The 17,758-nt window shown below is 41.9% G+C and carries 13 protein-coding genes; 4 read left to right on the top strand and 9 right to left on the bottom strand.

Annotated features, from left to right (window positions below; translation table 11 throughout):
• Positions 1 to 1,002: 1,002 nt before the first annotated feature.
• From gcvP to QL984_RS12485, 4 genes are all read right to left on the bottom strand, one after another.
• Positions 1,003 to 3,894, bottom strand: coding sequence for an aminomethyl-transferring glycine dehydrogenase (gene gcvP, locus QL984_RS12470; protein WP_290172844.1), 2,892 nt, complete (start codon positions 3,892 to 3,894; stop codon positions 1,003 to 1,005).
• Between the two features lie 151 nt (positions 3,895 to 4,045).
• Positions 4,046 to 4,435 carry a glycine cleavage system protein GcvH gene (gene gcvH, locus QL984_RS12475; protein WP_013464091.1) on the bottom strand — a complete coding sequence of 130 codons (390 nt, stop codon included), beginning with the start codon at positions 4,433 to 4,435 and terminating at the stop codon, positions 4,046 to 4,048.
• Between the two features lie 77 nt (positions 4,436 to 4,512).
• Positions 4,513 to 5,595, bottom strand: coding sequence for a glycine cleavage system aminomethyltransferase GcvT (gene gcvT, locus QL984_RS12480; protein WP_013464090.1), 1,083 nt, complete (start codon positions 5,593 to 5,595; stop codon positions 4,513 to 4,515).
• 136 nt (positions 5,596 to 5,731) lie between these two features.
• The gene (locus QL984_RS12485) at positions 5,732 to 6,322 is read right to left on the bottom strand and encodes a hypothetical protein (RefSeq protein ID WP_290172845.1); all 591 of its coding nucleotides are present in this window, start codon (positions 6,320 to 6,322) and stop codon (positions 5,732 to 5,734) included.
• A gap of 126 nt (positions 6,323 to 6,448) precedes the next feature.
• Between QL984_RS12485 and QL984_RS12490 the strand changes: the two genes are divergently transcribed.
• Positions 6,449 to 7,306 carry a LysR family transcriptional regulator gene (locus tag QL984_RS12490; RefSeq protein ID WP_013464088.1) on the top strand — a complete coding sequence of 286 codons (858 nt, stop codon included), beginning with the start codon at positions 6,449 to 6,451 and terminating at the stop codon, positions 7,304 to 7,306.
• 244 nt (positions 7,307 to 7,550) lie between these two features.
• Positions 7,551 to 9,707: a TonB-dependent receptor gene (locus tag QL984_RS12495; RefSeq protein WP_290172846.1), complete on the top strand. Its 2,157-nt coding sequence runs from the start codon at positions 7,551 to 7,553 to the stop codon at positions 9,705 to 9,707.
• An 82-nt stretch (positions 9,708 to 9,789) separates the two neighbouring features.
• Here QL984_RS12495 and rlmB read toward each other — a convergent pair whose 3' ends face one another.
• From rlmB to QL984_RS12520, 5 genes are all read right to left on the bottom strand, one after another.
• A complete protein-coding gene (rlmB, locus tag QL984_RS12500) occupies positions 9,790 to 10,533 on the bottom strand; it encodes a 23S rRNA (guanosine(2251)-2'-O)-methyltransferase RlmB (protein ID WP_008112440.1) in 744 nt (247 codons plus the stop codon).
• Positions 10,530 to 12,989 (bottom strand): ribonuclease R, encoded by a 2,460-nt coding sequence (gene rnr / locus QL984_RS12505; protein ID WP_028834423.1) that lies wholly within the window; start codon positions 12,987 to 12,989, stop codon positions 10,530 to 10,532. The genes rlmB and rnr overlap by 4 nt, the downstream gene beginning before the upstream one ends.
• A gap of 208 nt (positions 12,990 to 13,197) precedes the next feature.
• The gene (locus QL984_RS12510; protein WP_024601222.1) at positions 13,198 to 13,932 is read right to left on the bottom strand and encodes an enoyl-CoA hydratase/isomerase family protein; all 735 of its coding nucleotides are present in this window, start codon (positions 13,930 to 13,932) and stop codon (positions 13,198 to 13,200) included.
• A 162-nt stretch (positions 13,933 to 14,094) separates the two neighbouring features.
• Positions 14,095 to 14,709, bottom strand: coding sequence for a response regulator transcription factor (locus tag QL984_RS12515; protein ID WP_013464084.1), 615 nt, complete (start codon positions 14,707 to 14,709; stop codon positions 14,095 to 14,097).
• The gene (locus QL984_RS12520; protein ID WP_024601221.1) at positions 14,706 to 15,809 is read right to left on the bottom strand and encodes a sensor histidine kinase; all 1,104 of its coding nucleotides are present in this window, start codon (positions 15,807 to 15,809) and stop codon (positions 14,706 to 14,708) included. Before QL984_RS12520 ends, QL984_RS12515 begins: the two co-directional genes overlap by 4 nt.
• A 328-nt stretch (positions 15,810 to 16,137) precedes the next feature.
• Here QL984_RS12520 and QL984_RS12525 point away from each other — a divergent pair, with 328 nt between their 5' ends.
• Together QL984_RS12525 and QL984_RS12530 are read left to right on the top strand one after the other, a co-directional pair.
• Positions 16,138 to 17,004, top strand: a complete 867-nt coding sequence (locus QL984_RS12525) for a DMT family transporter (protein WP_024601220.1) — start codon at positions 16,138 to 16,140, stop codon at positions 17,002 to 17,004.
• A complete protein-coding gene (locus tag QL984_RS12530) occupies positions 17,001 to 17,705 on the top strand; it encodes a glycerophosphodiester phosphodiesterase family protein (protein ID WP_024601219.1) in 705 nt (234 codons plus the stop codon). Before QL984_RS12525 ends, QL984_RS12530 begins: the two co-directional genes overlap by 4 nt.
• Positions 17,706 to 17,758 lie beyond the last annotated feature (53 nt).

A 17,758-nucleotide genomic window follows, 5' to 3' on the forward strand; every position in this document is an offset into this window, starting at 1 on the left:
TTTTCACCCAAATTTGTATGCTTATTAGCATAACATTTCTTTCTTAATGGGTGGCCAAAATCACTGTACCACTACAACCCTCCCCCGTCATCACGCCCTGAAAATAAGCAATTGATGAGTAATGCATTTCATGGCAGGATTTTGTTCCCGACAAATCCTAAGTACCTACATCCATGTAGGCAATGAAATGAAAGCCATGCTTGCACATGGATGTGCTTTCATGGCGTTTACGTTCACATCAATTGTGCATTGAAGGATTAAGCGTGATGCTCGGGTGCGCTGAGAGGGACCAGCGGCAGCCCCTCTTTGGCTGCCGTCGCCAGCGCGACAAAACCTTGAATAAGGTTTCTAATTTCTAGAAGTGCCAAACGTATTCGCGTTATCGGTGATGATAACCTCAAACACCTATTCAAATACTTATTCGGGCTGCCGCCCGCGTGTCAGCAAGCTAAACACCTATAACAAATAACACATACTCTTGGCTTTTGTGCTAGTAAGAGGAAATCCAGGGGTCAGGTCTTGTTTCTTGCCAAGACCAAACACCAGCCTCACGTTTAACACCCTCCCCCGTCATCACGCCCTGAAAATAAGCAATTGATGAGTAATATCGCGCATGGATGCGCGATAAGGCGAAACTAGGCCATGGATGGCCTATCTTCGCCGTTTACGTTCACATCAATTGTGGTTTGAAGGATTAAGCGTGATGCTCGGGGCGTCGTGGGGTTCCAAGGGGCGGTCGGCGTTAGCCGCCCCTTGGTTGCCGCCAGCAATCTGGCAAAAAAACATTGAATAAGGTTTCTAATCCCTCAATGAGCCAAAAGGAAACAAAGTATGCGCCTTCAACAATTAAACACCTTTTGGGCTGCGCCCAACACGCCAGCAAGCTGTGCGTCTACAATGTTTAAACACACACAAAAAAGCCGTTGCATTACTGCAACGGCTTTTATAATTTTGATAAATCCCACTCTACAGTGGAACTTACCACTCATTAAAGTTCAAAAATTAGTCGCGGTATGTCTCAATCGGAGGACATGCACATACTAAATTACGGTCGCCGTATACGTCATCGATACGTGTAACGGTTGGCCAGAACTTATCTTTAGCAACTGCTGGTACTGGGAAGGCAGCGTAAAAACGGTCATACGCGCGGTCCCATTCATTACCTAACACATCAGCTTGTGTGTGCGGTGCAAATACCAGTGGGTTGTTTTCGATAGACCATTCACCTGAAATGATTTTATCAATTTCACCTTTAATCGATACCATCGCTTCGATAAAGCGGTCAATCTCGCCCTTAGACTCAGATTCAGTTGGTTCAATCATTAATGTGCCCGCTACTGGGAACGACATTGTTGGTGAGTGGAAACCATAATCTTGTAAGCGCTTAGCAACGTCCATTTCAGTAATGCCTGAGGCTTCTTTTAATGGGCGTAGGTCAATAATACATTCGTGGGCAACGCGATTGTTACGGCCACGGTATAAAATTGGGAAGTGCTTGCTAAGCTCATTGCTTAGGTAGTTAGCATTTACAATCGCCATTTCTGTCGCTTGTTTTAAGCCCTCAGAGCCCATCATGGCAATGTAAGCCCATGAAATAGGTAAAATAGCGGCAGAGCCATAAGGCGCTGCCGATACTGCGCCGTTACCAGCATTAGTACCTGGTACGTTAATTACACTGTGGTTTGGCATAAATGGCGCAAGGTGCGATTTAACACCAATTGGGCCTACACCTGGGCCGCCGCCACCGTGTGGAATACAGAATGTTTTATGTAAGTTTAAGTGCGATACATCTGAGCCAATAAAGCCCGGGCTAGTAACACCTACTTGCGCGTTCATGTTTGCGCCATCCATGTAAACTTGGCCACCGTGCTGGTGAACAATTTCACATAGCTCACGAATCGTTTCTTCGTATACACCGTGTGTAGATGGGTACGTTACCATGGCACATGATAGGTTTTCAGACACCTCAGCAGCTTTGGTTTTTAAGTCTTCCATGTCGATGTTGCCGTGTTTATCACAGTTAACAACTACAATTTTCATGCTCGCCATTTGTGCCGACGCTGGGTTAGTACCGTGCGCAGAACTTGGAATTAAACATACATTACGGTGCGCATCCCCTCGTGACTCGTGGTATTTACGAATGGCGATTAGGCCTGCGTATTCACCTTGTGCACCTGAGTTTGGTTGCAGTGAAACCGCGTCATAACCAGTAATGTTAACTAACCAATCGTGTAGCTCGTTAATCATTATTTGGTAACCTTCTGCTTGGTCTAGCGGGCAGAATGGATGAAGGTTAGCAAATTCAGGCCAGGTAATTGGGATCATTTCAGCGGTCGCGTTGAGTTTCATGGTACATGAACCTAACGAGATCATAGAGTGATTAAGCGCTAAATCTTTGTTTTCAAGACGCTTAATATAACGAAGCATGTCTGTTTCGCTGTGGTAACTGTTAAAGTTTGGATGCGTTAGGATTTCATCATCACGCACTAGGCTTGCAGGAATAGAGTCACTGCCATTTGCTTCAACATCCGCGGCAATTGCATCTACGCTTAGGCCGTGGCCTTCGCCTAAAATAATATCAAATAACTCGGCAATGTCTGCACGTGTTGTGGTTTCTGATACTGAAATTGAGTACTCACCCGAATGGTTAGCAGCAAAGTTAACACCTTTAGCCACAGCACGGGCAATCACGTCGGCTTTGTTTTCATCAACAACAGTTAATGTATCAAACCAGGTAGTGTGCTTAAGTGCCACGCCTTTTGCTTTTAAGCCAGTTGCTAAAATATCAGCAAAACGGTGAATGCGTTGTGCAATGGTTTTTAAGCCTTGCGGGCCATGGTATACCGCGTAAAACGCAGCCATGTTCGCTAGTAATACTTGCGCCGTACAAATGTTTGAGTTGGCTTTGTCGCGACGAATGTGTTGCTCACGGGTTTGCATTGCCATACGCAGTGCATCGTTACCTAAACGGTCTTTTGATACACCAATAATACGCCCTGGTAATGAACGTTTGTAAGCATCACGTGTTGCAAAAAATGCAGCATGTGGACCACCGTAACCCATAGGCACACCAAAACGCTGAGCAGAGCCAAGTACTACGTCGGCGCCCAATTTACCTGGTGCTTTTAATAGTAATAAGCTCATGATATCGGCTGCCACACAGGCAATCGCTTTTTTGCTTTGTACGCCAGCAATTAGGTCAGTTATATCAACAATTTCGCCTGATGTTGACGGGTATTGAAATAACGCACCAAAAATGTCGTGGTTCACGGCATCAGCGGCTTTACCTACAATAATTTCAAAACCAAATTGCTCTGCACGGGTGCTCACTACGTCAATGGTTTGCGTGTGTACGTCGTCGGCAATAAAGAACGCATTGGCTTTTTTAGCTTTTGATACACGTTTTGCAAGGCCCATTGCCTCGGCTGCAGCAGTTGATTCGTCAAGCAGTGAAGCACTTGCTAAATCTAGGCCGGTAATGTCTAAGGTCATAGTCTGGAAATTTAATAGTGACTCTAAACGCCCTTGTGCAATCTCTGGCTGATACGGTGTGTACGCTGTGTACCAACCCGGGTTTTCAAGTACGTTACGTAAAATTACGTGCGGTACGTGAGTTGGGTGGTAGCCTTGGCCAATATACGATTTGAAAACTTTATTTTTGCTTGCTACTGATTTTAAATAGCTTAGTGTTTCAACTTCGGTGCGGCTTTCGCCGATATTAAGACCTTGCTCAAGACGAATACCAGCAGGTACAGTTTGACCGATCAGCTCTTCAACGCTCGATACTTCAAGAGCGCTAAGCATGTCGTTTACTTGCGCTGGGCTTGGCCCAATATGGCGGCGAATAAAATCTTGCTTTTGCTCTAATTGTTCAAGAGATTTGGCGTTTGACATGTGTCCAGATTCCTATGATCCTAAATACTAATGGGTAACTAGTATTGATTAAAATATGTGATGATTTGGCAACTTACTGAGTATGGTAATAAGCTGTAAAATCATAAAAGCCCCAATGTTTTAAATAGAGGGGCTTTTAACTAATTAACGATTACTCTTCGTCAATAGTGTGTGCGTAGCCTTCTGCGTCGAGCAAGTTATCAACTTCAGATTCGTCAGATGCTTTAATGCGGAATAACCAACCGTCGCCGTAAGCGTCGTTGTTTACTGTTTCTGGAGAATCTTCTAGCTCTTCGTTAATAGCAACAACTTCACCGCTAATTGGTGCGTAAATGTCTGACGCCGCTTTTACTGACTCTGCTACTGCACAGTCTTCGCCTGCATCGACTACGTCGCCTACTTCTGGTAATTCAACAAATACCATGTCGCCAAGCAGCTCTTGGGCGTGCTCAGAAATACCAACAGTGTAAGTGCCGTCGCCTTCATTACGAACCCACTCGTGTGAAGGTGCGTATTTTAACTCGCTAGGGATATTGCTCATTTTGTTTCATCCTTTGGTTTAGATTGGGAGAATACCAATAAATGAGGGTGACCTATTTACTGGTATAACCAAATTATTTAGATTATTGATTTACCGTTACGTACAAAGCCCGATTTAACTACTTTTACGTTAACTAATTTTTTACGCATTTCTACTTGAGCTGTGTCGCCGGTTGAACGTGGCACACGTGCTAATGCAACACTATAGCCCAATGTTGGTGAGAATGTACCAGATGTAATAACACCTTCGCCACCATCAACAATTACTTTAGAACCACTGCGTAGTACGCCTTTTTCTTCAAGAATAAGACCTACTTGCTTGTGAGTACTTTTTTCTGCACGTTGTTTTACCAAAACATCACGACCAATAAAGTCACGATCTTCTGGTTCCCATGCAATAGTCCATGCCATGTTAGCTGCCAGTGGTGATACGCTTTCGTCCATATCTAGGCCGTAAAGGTTCATACCTGCTTCTAAACGTAGTGTGTCGCGCGCGCCTAAGCCCGCAGGCGCTACACCGGCATCAAGCAGTTGCTGCCATAAATCGGCTGCTTGCTCGTTTGGTACTACAATTTCGTAACCGTCTTCGCCAGTATAACCTGTTGTAGCAATAAATAAATCACCGGCTTGAACACCAAAAAATGGCTTCATACCTTCAACTGCAGCTTGCTGGTCTGCGTTTAAAACCTGGGCAGTTTTAGCGCGTGCATTAGGGCCTTGTACTGCAATCATGGCGAATTCTGGGCGCTCAGTAACCGTTACGGCAAAATCGCTCGATACCTTAGCTAAATGTGCTAGGTCTTTTTCACGGGTCGCTGAGTTAACCACTAAGCGATAAAATGTTTCGCTAAAGTAGTAAATAATTAAGTCGTCAATTACACCACCTTGCTCGTTAAGCATGCCGGTGTAAAGCGCTTTGCCAGGTACGGTTAATTTAGCAACGTCGTTAGCCACAAGCTTGCGTAAAAATGCTTGTGCTTGCTCACCTTGTATATCAACAATGGTCATGTGCGATACGTCGAACATGCCCGCATCGTTACGTACGGCGTTGTGTTCTTCTATTTGTGAACCGTAGTTAATTGGCATTTCCCAGCCATGAAAATCAACCATTTTTGCGCCGGCTTCAAGGTGCTTTGCATGTAATACTGTTTTAGAAGTCATAATATTCCTTCACTTTTAAATTAACCCATGTGTGTGGGCGTGGCCTCAATTGAATGAGGGGGAATAACATGGTAGCCATTAATACGCCTACCAAATTGTAATCTTTAACAAAAATATGTTTAACGAATTAAACAGCTTAGGTGTTAGTAACACTAAAGCCTTGTTGCTGCATATACTGTTGCCACTTATTAAGCGTAGGCGTTTTAGCAATCACTATAAACTGCTGCTCGTTGTTTTTATCTACCGCGGTAACAAACACTTCGCCACTTTGCGCGCCATAACAAAGCTGCGCATCAGCAAGGCGTAAGCCAGGGGTTAATTTAAACGCATCAACTAAGGTATCAAAGGCGTTGCTACCGGTTAAGGTAAAGGTTGCTAAATCGGTGCGTACCACAAAGTCGATATCGTATCTAAGTTGTTGCTCGTTAATGAGAGCTTGTAATTGCAGGCTGGCATTAACAGGAAGTACAAATCTAAATGCGGTTTCGCTAAAGTAGTAAACGGCGTAGCTAAAATCAGAATTTAAATCGCCATCCAATGTGCCTTTAAAGCCAAAGCCACTGGCGGTTAGTTTGGTGAGGTCATGACCTAAAATAGCACTTAAAAATACCGATGCTTCACTGCCGCTAAAATCAATAACAACATGGCTGTTATTAGCTTGTAAGGCATTAATAACCGCGCTGTTAGCGTTGCTATGGCGGGCAAACATTATCGGGTTAAAAGTCATAACAAATACCTATCTATCTTTAATAGCAAAAGTATATTGCGCAAGGCTTACAACAACAAATTGTAATTACTTATCAATTGATAAATAATACTTATATATATAGCCATATAAATAGTAATTTTAAATATGAAAAACATTTCAACCGACAGTTTACGTACATTTGTTATGGTGGTTGAGGTAGGTGGATTTGCCAAAGCAGGCGATTTACTTGGCCTTTCGCAACCGGCGGTAAGCTTACAAGTAAAACGTTTAGAAGACTTATTAGGCTATAAATTATTTAAAAAGCAGGGGCAACGCCAAGTACTTAATCAATATGGTGAACTGTTACTGCCTATGGCAAAACAAATGGTGCAACATAACGATGCCATTTTACAGTTATTCACCTCCGAAAGTGTGACTGGTAAAGTGCGCTTAGGGATCCCAAGCGAATTTGCAGCACGTATTTTACCCTCTATTATTGGCGACTTTGTGGCGCTCTACCCTGATGTATCGTTAGAAGTGAAGTCACGTTTGAGTAAACACTTACTTTCGGATGAACGCCAAGATCAATTTGATTTAGTACTGGCGCTAAATGAGCAGCTTGATTCAGAAAAATTCCCTATTTTTATTCAAGACCAATTAGTGTGGGTTGGCGACCTCTCACTGGCGCAAAATGAAACCGTTACCTTAGTAACAGCGCCTGAGGGCTGTATTTACCGACGCAGAGCAACCCAAGCGCTTGAAAAAGCAGGTATTAAATACCGTATTGTTTACAGCAACGCCGATTTAACCGGTTTAATTGCGGCATTAAAAGAAGGTTTAGGTATAACTGTACTGGCAAGAAGTACGGTGCCGAACGATTTAACCTATCAATTACACACTAAAAATTTACCTGCGCTCGGTAGCATTGGCATTAGTTTAGTTAAAACTGCCCGCGAACCTGAAAACGCCGTGTTTAAACTCGCTGAGTTTATTAAGCTGCGCTTAGGTTACCCCACTGCTTAAATAACCTGAACTCTGAATAATAAATCTATCTCAAGCAGCGTTCAGGTTAAATTAACCGCCACCAGCCAATACATTATCCCTGTTTTTATAAAGCAAAAATAAACACCTAGTTAAAAATGTTATAAAAACAGCCTGTTTTTACGACAGATGTAAATGATAGTAAAACTTAATAATATTGATTCTCATTCGTTAACATGTTTAAATTACGCCAATTTCAGTAGTTGAACTATTTTTAGGGTAATCAATGTCACATAAATTTTTAGTTTCTTCGTTAACTGCAGCTGTTGCGCTGTCTTTGAGCACAACAGCAATGGCAAAAGATACTGACAAAGTTGAGCGTAACTTTGAACAAATTACCGTTATTGGCTCACAAGCCGCTATTAACGATATTCCAGGATCTGCTACGTTTATTTCAGATGCAGAATTGCAAAAATTCGAATTTACCGATATTTCTCGCGTGTTAGCATCTGTACCAGGTGTATACGTTCAAGAAGAAGATGGCTACGGCCTGCGCCCTAATATTGGTATGCGCGGTACAGGTACTGGCCGTAACGACAAAATTTCTGTGATGGAAGACGGCGTACTTGTTGCTCCGGCTCCTTACTCTGCGCCATCGGCTTACTACTTCCCTACTATGGGTCGTATGGAGTCAATTGAAGTGCTAAAAGGTGCTGCCTCTGTTAAATACGGCCCGCGTACAACTGGTGGTGTATTAAACTTACTTTCTCGCAGCCTGCCAACTGAGCCAAATAGCTCAACAGGCATGCTAGATGCTGCCCTTGGTAGCGATGGTTACTACAAAGGTCACGCTTACTTCGCAAAAGAAAAAAACAACACTGCAGGCTTAATTGAAGTGTTTTCTTACGGCGCTGATGGCTTTAAAGAATTGCCAGTAGGTGATGACAACACTGGTTTTGAAAAAAACGACGTATTGGTAAAGTTTGGCCATACCTTTGGTGAAAAAGATGCGCATAACATTGAGTTCAAAGTAAAGTACTCTGAAGAAACATCAGACGAAACCTACATGGGTTTAACCGATGCCGATTACCAACAAAACCCGTACCGTCGTTATGCGGCATCGCAAAATGATGAAATGAACACTCGCCACAATGCATACCAAGTAAACTATGCATACCGTTTTGGTGAAGGTTATGAAGTTTTAGCAACCGCTTATCTAAACGACTTCCACCGTAACTGGTACAAAGCAAGCAGTGTTGGTTCAAGCACACTTGAGCAATACAGCGAGTTTGAAGCAAACCCAACAGCTGCGGGTATTGAAAACATCGGTGTTAAAGCCAATAACCGTGACTACCAAGCCAAAGGTGTGCAGTCTGAATTACACATCCCAGCGGGCGCTCACTACATTACGGTTGGCGTACGTTACCACGAAGACGAAATGGATCGTTTCCAGTGGGAAGACAAATACACGCTTAATCAAGATTTAAGCATGACTCTTACCTCACAAGGCGCTCCAGGCTCTAACAGCAACCGTTTAGACAGTGCAAAAGCAAGCACGCTATTTATTCAAGACGAATGGACAATGGATGCATTAGTAGTGAGTGCTGGTCTTCGTTATGAAGACATAACTATTACCCGTGAAGAGTGGGCTAAGTCAGATCCAACCCGTAGCCTAGGCTTAACAAAAGATATCTCTAACGATACTGAAATTTTAGTACCGTCTTTAGGTGCTACTTACACACTTAACGACAATGTTACGTTACTTGCTGGTATTCAAAAAGGTTACGCCCCTGCAGCACCGGGTAATGCCGACCAAGACGAAGAAGAAAGCGTCAACATCGAGTTTGGCTCTCGTTTTAATGCGGGCGGTTTTAATGGTGAAGTAATTGCGTTTTACTCTGATTACGACAATATGCATGGTAACTGTACTGCATCAGTAGGTTGTAATGACGATAACATTGGTGACCAATACAACTACGGTGAAGTAGAAGTATCGGGCTTTGAATTTAGCGCAGGTCGTACGTTTAATACTGCATCGGTTGCGTTCCCAGTAAAATTAACTTACACCTACACAGATTCAGAATTTAAAAACACGTTTGATTCAGAAATTTGGGGCTCAGTAGAAAAAGGCGATGCAATGCCTTACGTACCTGAGAACCAGGTTGCTTTATCGTTTGGCGCAGAAGTGAATAACTTTGTGGTAAATAGCCAAATACGTTACGTATCTGATGCACATGCTGATTTAACTAACTCAGGCTTAAATGCGATTGATAGCCGTGTTGTATGGGATTTAGCTGCTAAGTACTTAATCGACGAAAACCAAAAAGTATACCTAAGCGTAGATAACTTGTTTGATAAAACCTACATTGCTAACCGTGCAAATGGCGGTATTCAACCTGGTAAGCCACGTTCAGTACAAATGGGCTACTCTTACAGTTTTTAATAAAATGCTAACTTAAAAGTACAAAAAAGCCGAGGTTGATTAAATCAATCTCGGCTTTTTAATGCCTATGTAATTAATAGGCTTAATTTGTTTCTGCGCGCTGGCGTAATACTTCAAATAAACAAATACCGGTTGCAACCGATACATTTAAACTTGAAACAGTGCCCGCCATTGGAATTTTAACGAGTACATCACAGTGCTCACGCGTTAAACGGCGCATACCCTCGCCTTCAGCTCCCATCACAATCGCCATTGGGCCTGTTAAGCTGGCATCAAATACATGTGTGTCGGTTTCACCGGCTGTGCCTACAACCCATACACCTGCGTCTTTTATTTCACGTAATGTACGTGCAAGGTTAGTAACCTGAATAAGCGGTACTGTTTCAGCTGCGCCACAGGCCACTTTACGTGCAGTGCCATTAAGCTTTGCTGACTTGTCTTTAGGAACTATCACCGCATGAACACCGGCAGCATCGGCGCTACGCAAGCAGGCACCTAAATTATGCGGATCGGTAATGCCATCAAGTACCAGTAAAAACGGGGTGTCTTCGCGTTCAATGATCTCATCAAGATCTTTCTCGTTAAACACACGTGCCGCTTTCACGTTGGCGATAATGCCTTGATGTTGTTCATCTTTCGCTTTGTTATCAAGCGCTTTTCGTTGCATAAACTGTACTGAAATACCAAACTGACGCGCTTGCTCAATCACCGGCGATAAGCGCTTATCATCACGTCCTTTAAGGGCGTATATTTCTATAAAACGCTCTGGCTCTTTTGCCAAAATTGCTTCAACAGAGTGAAAGCCAAAAATTAATTCATTACTCACGAATTGTTTGCTCCTGGGCTACTACGTTTACGGGCATTTTTACCTGGTCTTTTAGGCTTTTTGACCGCTTTCTTTTTGGTTTTTTTCTTAGCGGTGGTGTCATCCGCTTTTACTTTTGATTTGCTCGCTGATTTGCCTTTTGCGGCAGGCTTTTTACCCGCCTTTGGCTTTTTGTCATCACTTGCTGACTTTTTACCCGGGATTTTACCGGCTTTAAGTTGCGAGCGAACGCTCGCTGGAGCATTTTTTTTAGGTGCACGACGACGCGCATAACGATCTTGAGCAACATCGCCTTTAAGCGTTAAGTTTATACGACGATCATCTAAGCTTACCGAGGCAACTTGTACAGTGACTTTGTCGCCTAAACGATAAACCGTATGTGTGTGCTCACCCACCAAACAATGTTTAGCTGCATCATGCTGGAAATATTCATCACCTAAATTAGTAACATGAATTAATCCATCAATTTGTAAGTCATCTAAACGAATAAATAAACCAAAGTTAGTAACCGATGAAATAACCCCGTTAAACTCCATGCCTACATGATCTTGCATGTATTCACATTTTAACCAATCGGCTACTTCACGGGTGGCATCGTCTGCGCGGCGCTCAGTGGTAGAACATTGCTCACCAAGTTGATCGACTTCATCATCGCTATACGCGTATTCACCAGAGGTTTGCTGCCCTTGTGCTTTTAATACCGCTTTAATTGCACGATGCACCACTAAATCTGGGTAACGGCGAATTGGCGAGGTAAAGTGCGCGTAAGCCGATAATGCTAAACCAAAGTGACCTATGTTATCTGGCTGATAAACCGCTTGTTTCATTGAGCGCAGCAGCATAGTTTGAATAAGTTCAGCCTCTGGACGGTCACCTAAACGAGCCAATACATGAGTAATTTCTTTCGGGGTTGGTTCATCACTTAGCGTGCTTTCAATCCCCAGCTCAGTTAAAAACTGAGTAAAGTTACCCAGCTTTTCGCTATCGGGTTCATCGTGTACTCGATACAGTGCGCTGGCTTCGTGTTTTTCCAGTAACTTAGCCGCCGAAACATTGGCTAAAATCATACATTCTTCAATGAGCTTGTGCGCATCGTTACGAATAACCGGCACAATTGATTCTATTTTACGCTGTGCGTTAAATACAAAGCGAGTTTCGAGTGTTTCAAACTCAATGGCACCACGCTCTTGGCGCGCTGCTTTTAATGCCATGTACATTTGCTGTAAGTCAGTTAAATGTGGCACCACGGCTGCGTATTCTTTACGTAACTTTTCATCGTTTTGTAAAATGGCATTTACTTTGGTGTAAGTTAAACGTGCATGTGAGTTCATCACCGCTTCGTAAAACTTATAACCTGAGAGCTTACCCTCTTGCGATACGGTCATTTCTGCAACCATACACAAGCGATCAACCTCAGGGTTAAGCGAGCACAAACCGTTAGATAATACTTTTGGTAGCATTGGAATAACTTGCTCAGGGAAATACACTGAGTTACCGCGCTCTATCGCTTCTTTGTTAAGCGGCGTGTTCATACCTACATAATGTGATACATCGGCAATGGCTACCCATAAGCGCCAGCCACCCGACTTTTTAGGCTCACAGTATACAGCATCATCAAAATCACGAGCGTCTTCGCCATCTATGGTCACAAGCGGTAAGCCGCGTAAATCAACTCGACCTTGTTTATCGGCTTCTTCAACAAATTCACCTAAGTGGGCAACTTGTTGCTCAACCTCTTCAGGCCATACGTGTGGAATATCGTGATTACGCAGCGCAACTTCAATTTCCATACCCGGCGCTAAATGCTCGCCCAGTACGTCGATAACTTTACCTACCGCATTCATATTACGGCTTGGATTTTGGGTTATTTGCACTTGCACCATTTGGTTATGGCGCGCGCCTTTTTCGTTACCCGGTAGAATAATAATGTCTTGGGTAATGCGCGGATCTTCAGCCACAACAACGGCAATACCATGCTCAACAAAATAGCGGCCAACAATAGGCGCTCGCTCATTAGTAAGTACTTTGATGATGCGTGCGTCGCATTTTGAGCCTGAGCCGCGTTTAGTGCCTTTGGCAAGAACGATGTCACCGTGAAGCACCATATTCATTTGATGCTTGGCAATAAACCAATCTTTGCTCTCGCCTTCAACTTCTAAAAAGCCAAAACCGTCTCTGTGACCGACTACTTTGCCTTTGGTTAAACCGGCTTCGTCAATCAGGGCATAACATTTAAATTTATTAAAATACAGCTGCCCATCACGCTCCATGGCGCGAAGTCGGCGCTTAAATGCTATTTGTCGTTCTTCATCGTTGACTGCGAGTTCTTCACATAGTTGTGCGTAGTTAGCAGGTTTGGAACGCTCTTGCAGGTGAGTAAGTATAAACTCACGACTAGGGACTGGGTTTTCGTACTTTTCTTGTTCTCGACTGAGATTTGGATCTTGGTTTGACATTCACTATCTTGTTAGTTGGTTATGTAAGTATTTTAACTCATATACTCGCAATGAGACAGGTAAAAGCCATTAAACTTTTAATAAAGCGTTATTACCTTTTGCATTTTGTGAAAATATAAATAAATAACGCTTAACATGTACTTAATTTAAGAGCTTAAAAGTGAGTAAAATAGAAGTGCTGATGTTTACTCACTTTTATATAAACAGCTTACTTTTGCTGTAGTTTCTTCCACAATAGCGTGCTGATGTGTTCAATAAAAGCCGCATCTTGTGCAGCCATAACATCGAGTATTGGTTTGTTCATTTGGGTTTTGTTTTGAGAGTATATCCAGCGATTTTTATTAAAGCTTTGCGCAAACTCTAACACACCCGTTTGCAAGGCTTGCTCATCAGCAAAGGTGGCCTCTATAACGTTATGTTGTAATAATTTTTGCGCATCAACGCGCTCACCGGTCATGGCTAAGCGGTTAAAAAATTGCGGATTAATCGCTTTATTAATAATCGGAAACATAGACGGTACAAACGGCACTAATACATCGACTTCGGGGAAACAAAAGAAGCCTTTGTCTGATTTCATAAAACGAAAATCACAGGCACACGCCAGTACCGAACCATTACCATAAGTGTGGCCGTTTAGCGCGGCAATAATAGGCATAGGAAAAGTAACAATACGTTTAAACAAGGCACCTATCGAGTTCATAAAATCGGCAATTATTTGTGGTGTGTTGTCAGGGTTTGCCATCCACTGTAAATCAATGCCTAACGACCAACTTTTATCGCTGCTTGAAGTTAACACCACCGCTTTAATATGCTCGTTAGCCTCAATCGTATCTAGGTGTTGATTAAACTCGTTTATAAAGGTTGGATTATGGCGGTTTTCTGCTGTATTCATAGTAAGGATAGCCGTGCTTCCTTGCGTGGTAATTTCTATTAATGCTGTCATTAGACCCTCATTTAGTGCTTTTAGCTGCGCTTTTAGCACTTTTCATTACTTTTATAATTATAAATAGAATAGTAATACGTTGTATGAAATTTATAAAGCGTCTATTTTTGTAACCATTAAAGAAGCGAGAGCTTAAGCCATAGCGTTTAAATATTCGCGCAATTACAACCACCCTTTTTGTCGGGCTATACGTGCTGCATCAATTCGGTTTGTGGCATTGAGTTTAGCAATTGCATCGGATAAATAATTACGCGTTGTGCCTTCACTTATATAAAGCTGTTTTGCTATTTCGCTGGTTTTTAAGCCATCACTTGCAAGTTTTAACGCTTTGCGTTCTTTATCTGTGAGTGGATCGGTATCGTCTAATGCGTTAATTGCCAGCTCTGGGTCAATCACCTTTTGCCCTTGCATTACTTTTTTAAGCGCATTGATTAGCTCTTCGCTTGGCGCTTCTTTTAAAATAAAACCTTTAACACCCGCACTTAAAGAACGCCTAATATAACCGGCTCGCGAAAAGGTGGTCATAATTACCATGTTAATTGCAGGGTGCTTAGCGGCTATTTGTTCACTAAGCTCAATACCATTCATGCTTGGCATCTCTATGTCTGTTAAAACAATATCTGGGTGTAAGTCTTCACTAAGCGCGTTGATTTCATTTAACGCATCTTGGCCATTACTTGCTTGACCAATCACCTCAATATTGAAATCAAGGCTTAATAAGGCTGCAACTGCGTCGCGAACCAGCGCTTGGTCTTCAACTAAATAAACTTTGATCATTTTAAATCCTCAGCACTCAGTGGCAGCACAACAGTTAAAGTAAATGTGTCGCCACAGGTAAATGTTGCATTGCCATTTAATTGCTCAGCCCGCTCTTTAATGCCATTTAAACCATTACCTGCTTTTAATGTAGTGCATGGCGCATTATCAATAACGTTGATAACTAATTGCTGCTTTGTTTGCTCTATATTGATAGAACCGTTTTTTGTACTGCTATGGCGTAATAAATTAGTAACCGACTCTTTAATAATAAGGCTCGCAATGCCCTCTACTTTAACGGGTAAGGTCGCTAAATTAACGTTAAATTTTATGTTAAAACCTTGCGCTATAAGCGTTTGTTTTAGCTGTGCGATTTGGCTCACTAGATCGAGTTGCTTTAAATCGCTTACCGCGTTTCTTACATCGCTAAGCAATTGCCTTGCAAGGTTTGCTACTTGGGCTATTTCGTTATTGGCCTGATCGTATCGTTCACCTTGATTTAGTTTATTCGCAAGCTCAGCTTTTAAAGCTATTGATGACAGTGAGTGACCTAAAATATCGTGTAAATCTCGGGCTATGCGTTCACGCTCAGCAATGGCTGCTAGTTGCTCCAATTGCTTTGCGCTTTCTTGTTCGCGCTTTTTATGTTCGCGCTCTCTTTTTGCCGCTATACCATAGCTAAATAGGGCCGCACATAAAATTAAAGCCACCGCTAAAAAGTACTCAAGCTTGGCTATATCGCCCACATAGGAACTTAGCAAAACAGTTAAAATTATCGCTAATGCGGCATAAACTCTTTGATAATTGCTATATGTATAGCCCGCTACATAAGCTATAAAGCCAAATAAGGTTGGTGTACCAGCGCTATAAAAAGTGGCACTAAAACACACCAGTAACATAGCGATAAATAACTTAGTTACTCCCCCATTTTTGCAATTTATTGCTTTTACATATAACAATATAAACGCAATATAAAAGGCTAAAGACAGAGTGATTTGATGAGCCGTAAAGTTAGCAAAATCAATGATCATCGGGAGTAAATAAAAACCGGTAAAAACTAAATGACCATATTTCCAAAAATCTTTATCGCTTTGCTGAGAAAACCTGTTAACCGAGCTCATACCAATACCTCTGGCCTATTATTTTTATTTATAGCACTCTTTTTATTAATAAATACAAATAACATAAAAATGCATACGAACATAAAACAATCTACATAAGTGATAGTAAAACTTAGTGTTTCTAAAAAATCGCTAATGCTTAAGCTTGTTAAAATTAAAGAATTCATAACACCCTCCAATATAAGTAAGGTAACTATGCCAGTGGGTAAAATAGATAAGAGTGTGAAATGTCATTAACTTGGCTGACATTTGTCATGAAATAGAAAAATTCATCTTCTGAGTGTAAAAGCAATGCTAATATAGCCAAAAAAAGTGACCTGGAAATTTAATGCAGTCCCAACAACAAAGCTTAATTTATTTACATATTGCTGTCCTTTTATTTGGCGGTACCGCCTTATTCGCAAAGCTAATTGGTTTGAATGCATTAGATATTACCGCTTATCGCGCGGCTATCGCTGGGCTGGCAATTTGTGTGCTACTAACTTTGCAAAAAAAACCAATTAAGCTGCATCGCGCTAAAGATTATGTGATTGCCATTTTATTAGGCGTTGCCGTAGGTATTCACTGGGTAACCTATTTTGCAGGCATGCAATTGGCGGGAATTACCGTGGGCATGTTAGCCTTTTTTACCTATCCCGTGATCACGGTATTTTTAGAACCCCTATTTAATAAAAGTAAGCCCAAAACAAAAGATATAATAAGTGCTGTGGTGGTGATTTTTGGCATTTATTTATTGATCCCTAACGTTAATTTAGGCGATGACATCACTTTAGGTGTTGTGACGGGCGTGGTATCAGCATTATTTTTTGCTCTTCGTAATATTACTCATAAACGCTACTTTAGCGAGTATGGTGGACCGCAAACCATGTTTTACCAAACCTTAGTGGCAAGCCTGATGCTGTGTGCTTTTATTGAAGTGCCCATAACAGAAATTAATGATACTGATTTAATATTGCTGCTTATTGCCGGTGTGGTGTTTACTGCGATGCCGCATTCGTTATTTGCAGCGAGTTTAAAACATTTATCAGCAGCAACCGCTGGATTGATTTCTTGCTTACAGCCCCTTTATGGCACAATACTGGCTATAATTATTCTGCACGAACGCCCCTCAGTGATGACCCTGATTGGTGGCGCACTGATTGTTAGTGCTGCGTGCTTTGAAACTTGGTCAATTTCACGGAAAAAGCAGCCATGAAAATATTTGCACATAGAGGCGCAAGCACACACTTCCCCGAAAATACGCAAAGCGCCATTATAGCGGCGTTAAAAGCGAATGTAGATGGCATTGAGGTTGATGTACAAAGCGCGCTTGATGATTACGTTATTATTCACGATACCTACCTCGATAGAACCACTAATGGCAAAGGCAAAGTGTGCGACTTTAGTGCCCAGCAAATTAAACAGTTTGATGCAGGAAATGGCGAACAAGTCCCTACTTTGCAGCAATTAATAGACTGGAATAATAACCAAACCTTACTCAATTTAGAGCTAAAGCATACCTTTGAACTTGAAAAGTTTGCAACCGTGCTTGAAAGTAACATTGCGAACAAAAAAATAACCGCAGACAATATTTTAGTTTCATCATTTAATCATCATCAACTACACTGGCTAAAGAGCCGTTTACCGTGGCTTAAAATTGGCGCACTTACTGCATCAATTCCATTGCAGTATGCAAAGTTTGCACAAGACTTACAGGCCTACAGCATTCATATTGACAAAAACTTTATGAACAAACCGTTTGTAGACGATGCCAAAATGCGCGGTTTACAAGTATTTGCTTACACCGTAGATGAAGTCGAAGATATTAAACTGATGCTTGCCTGTGGTGTTGATGGTATTTTTACTAACGACCCTGAACGAACTAAGCATTATTTAGCGCAATTAAATGAACTATAACTAATTATTTAATTGCCATTTATGCTATAAAAACAATAATTTAGTAGGTCACT

Origin of the sequence: Pseudoalteromonas sp. APC 3495, from assembly GCF_030407645.1 — a bacterium.
In the GTDB taxonomy this organism is placed as follows: Bacteria; Pseudomonadota; Gammaproteobacteria; order Enterobacterales; family Alteromonadaceae; genus Pseudoalteromonas; species Pseudoalteromonas tetraodonis.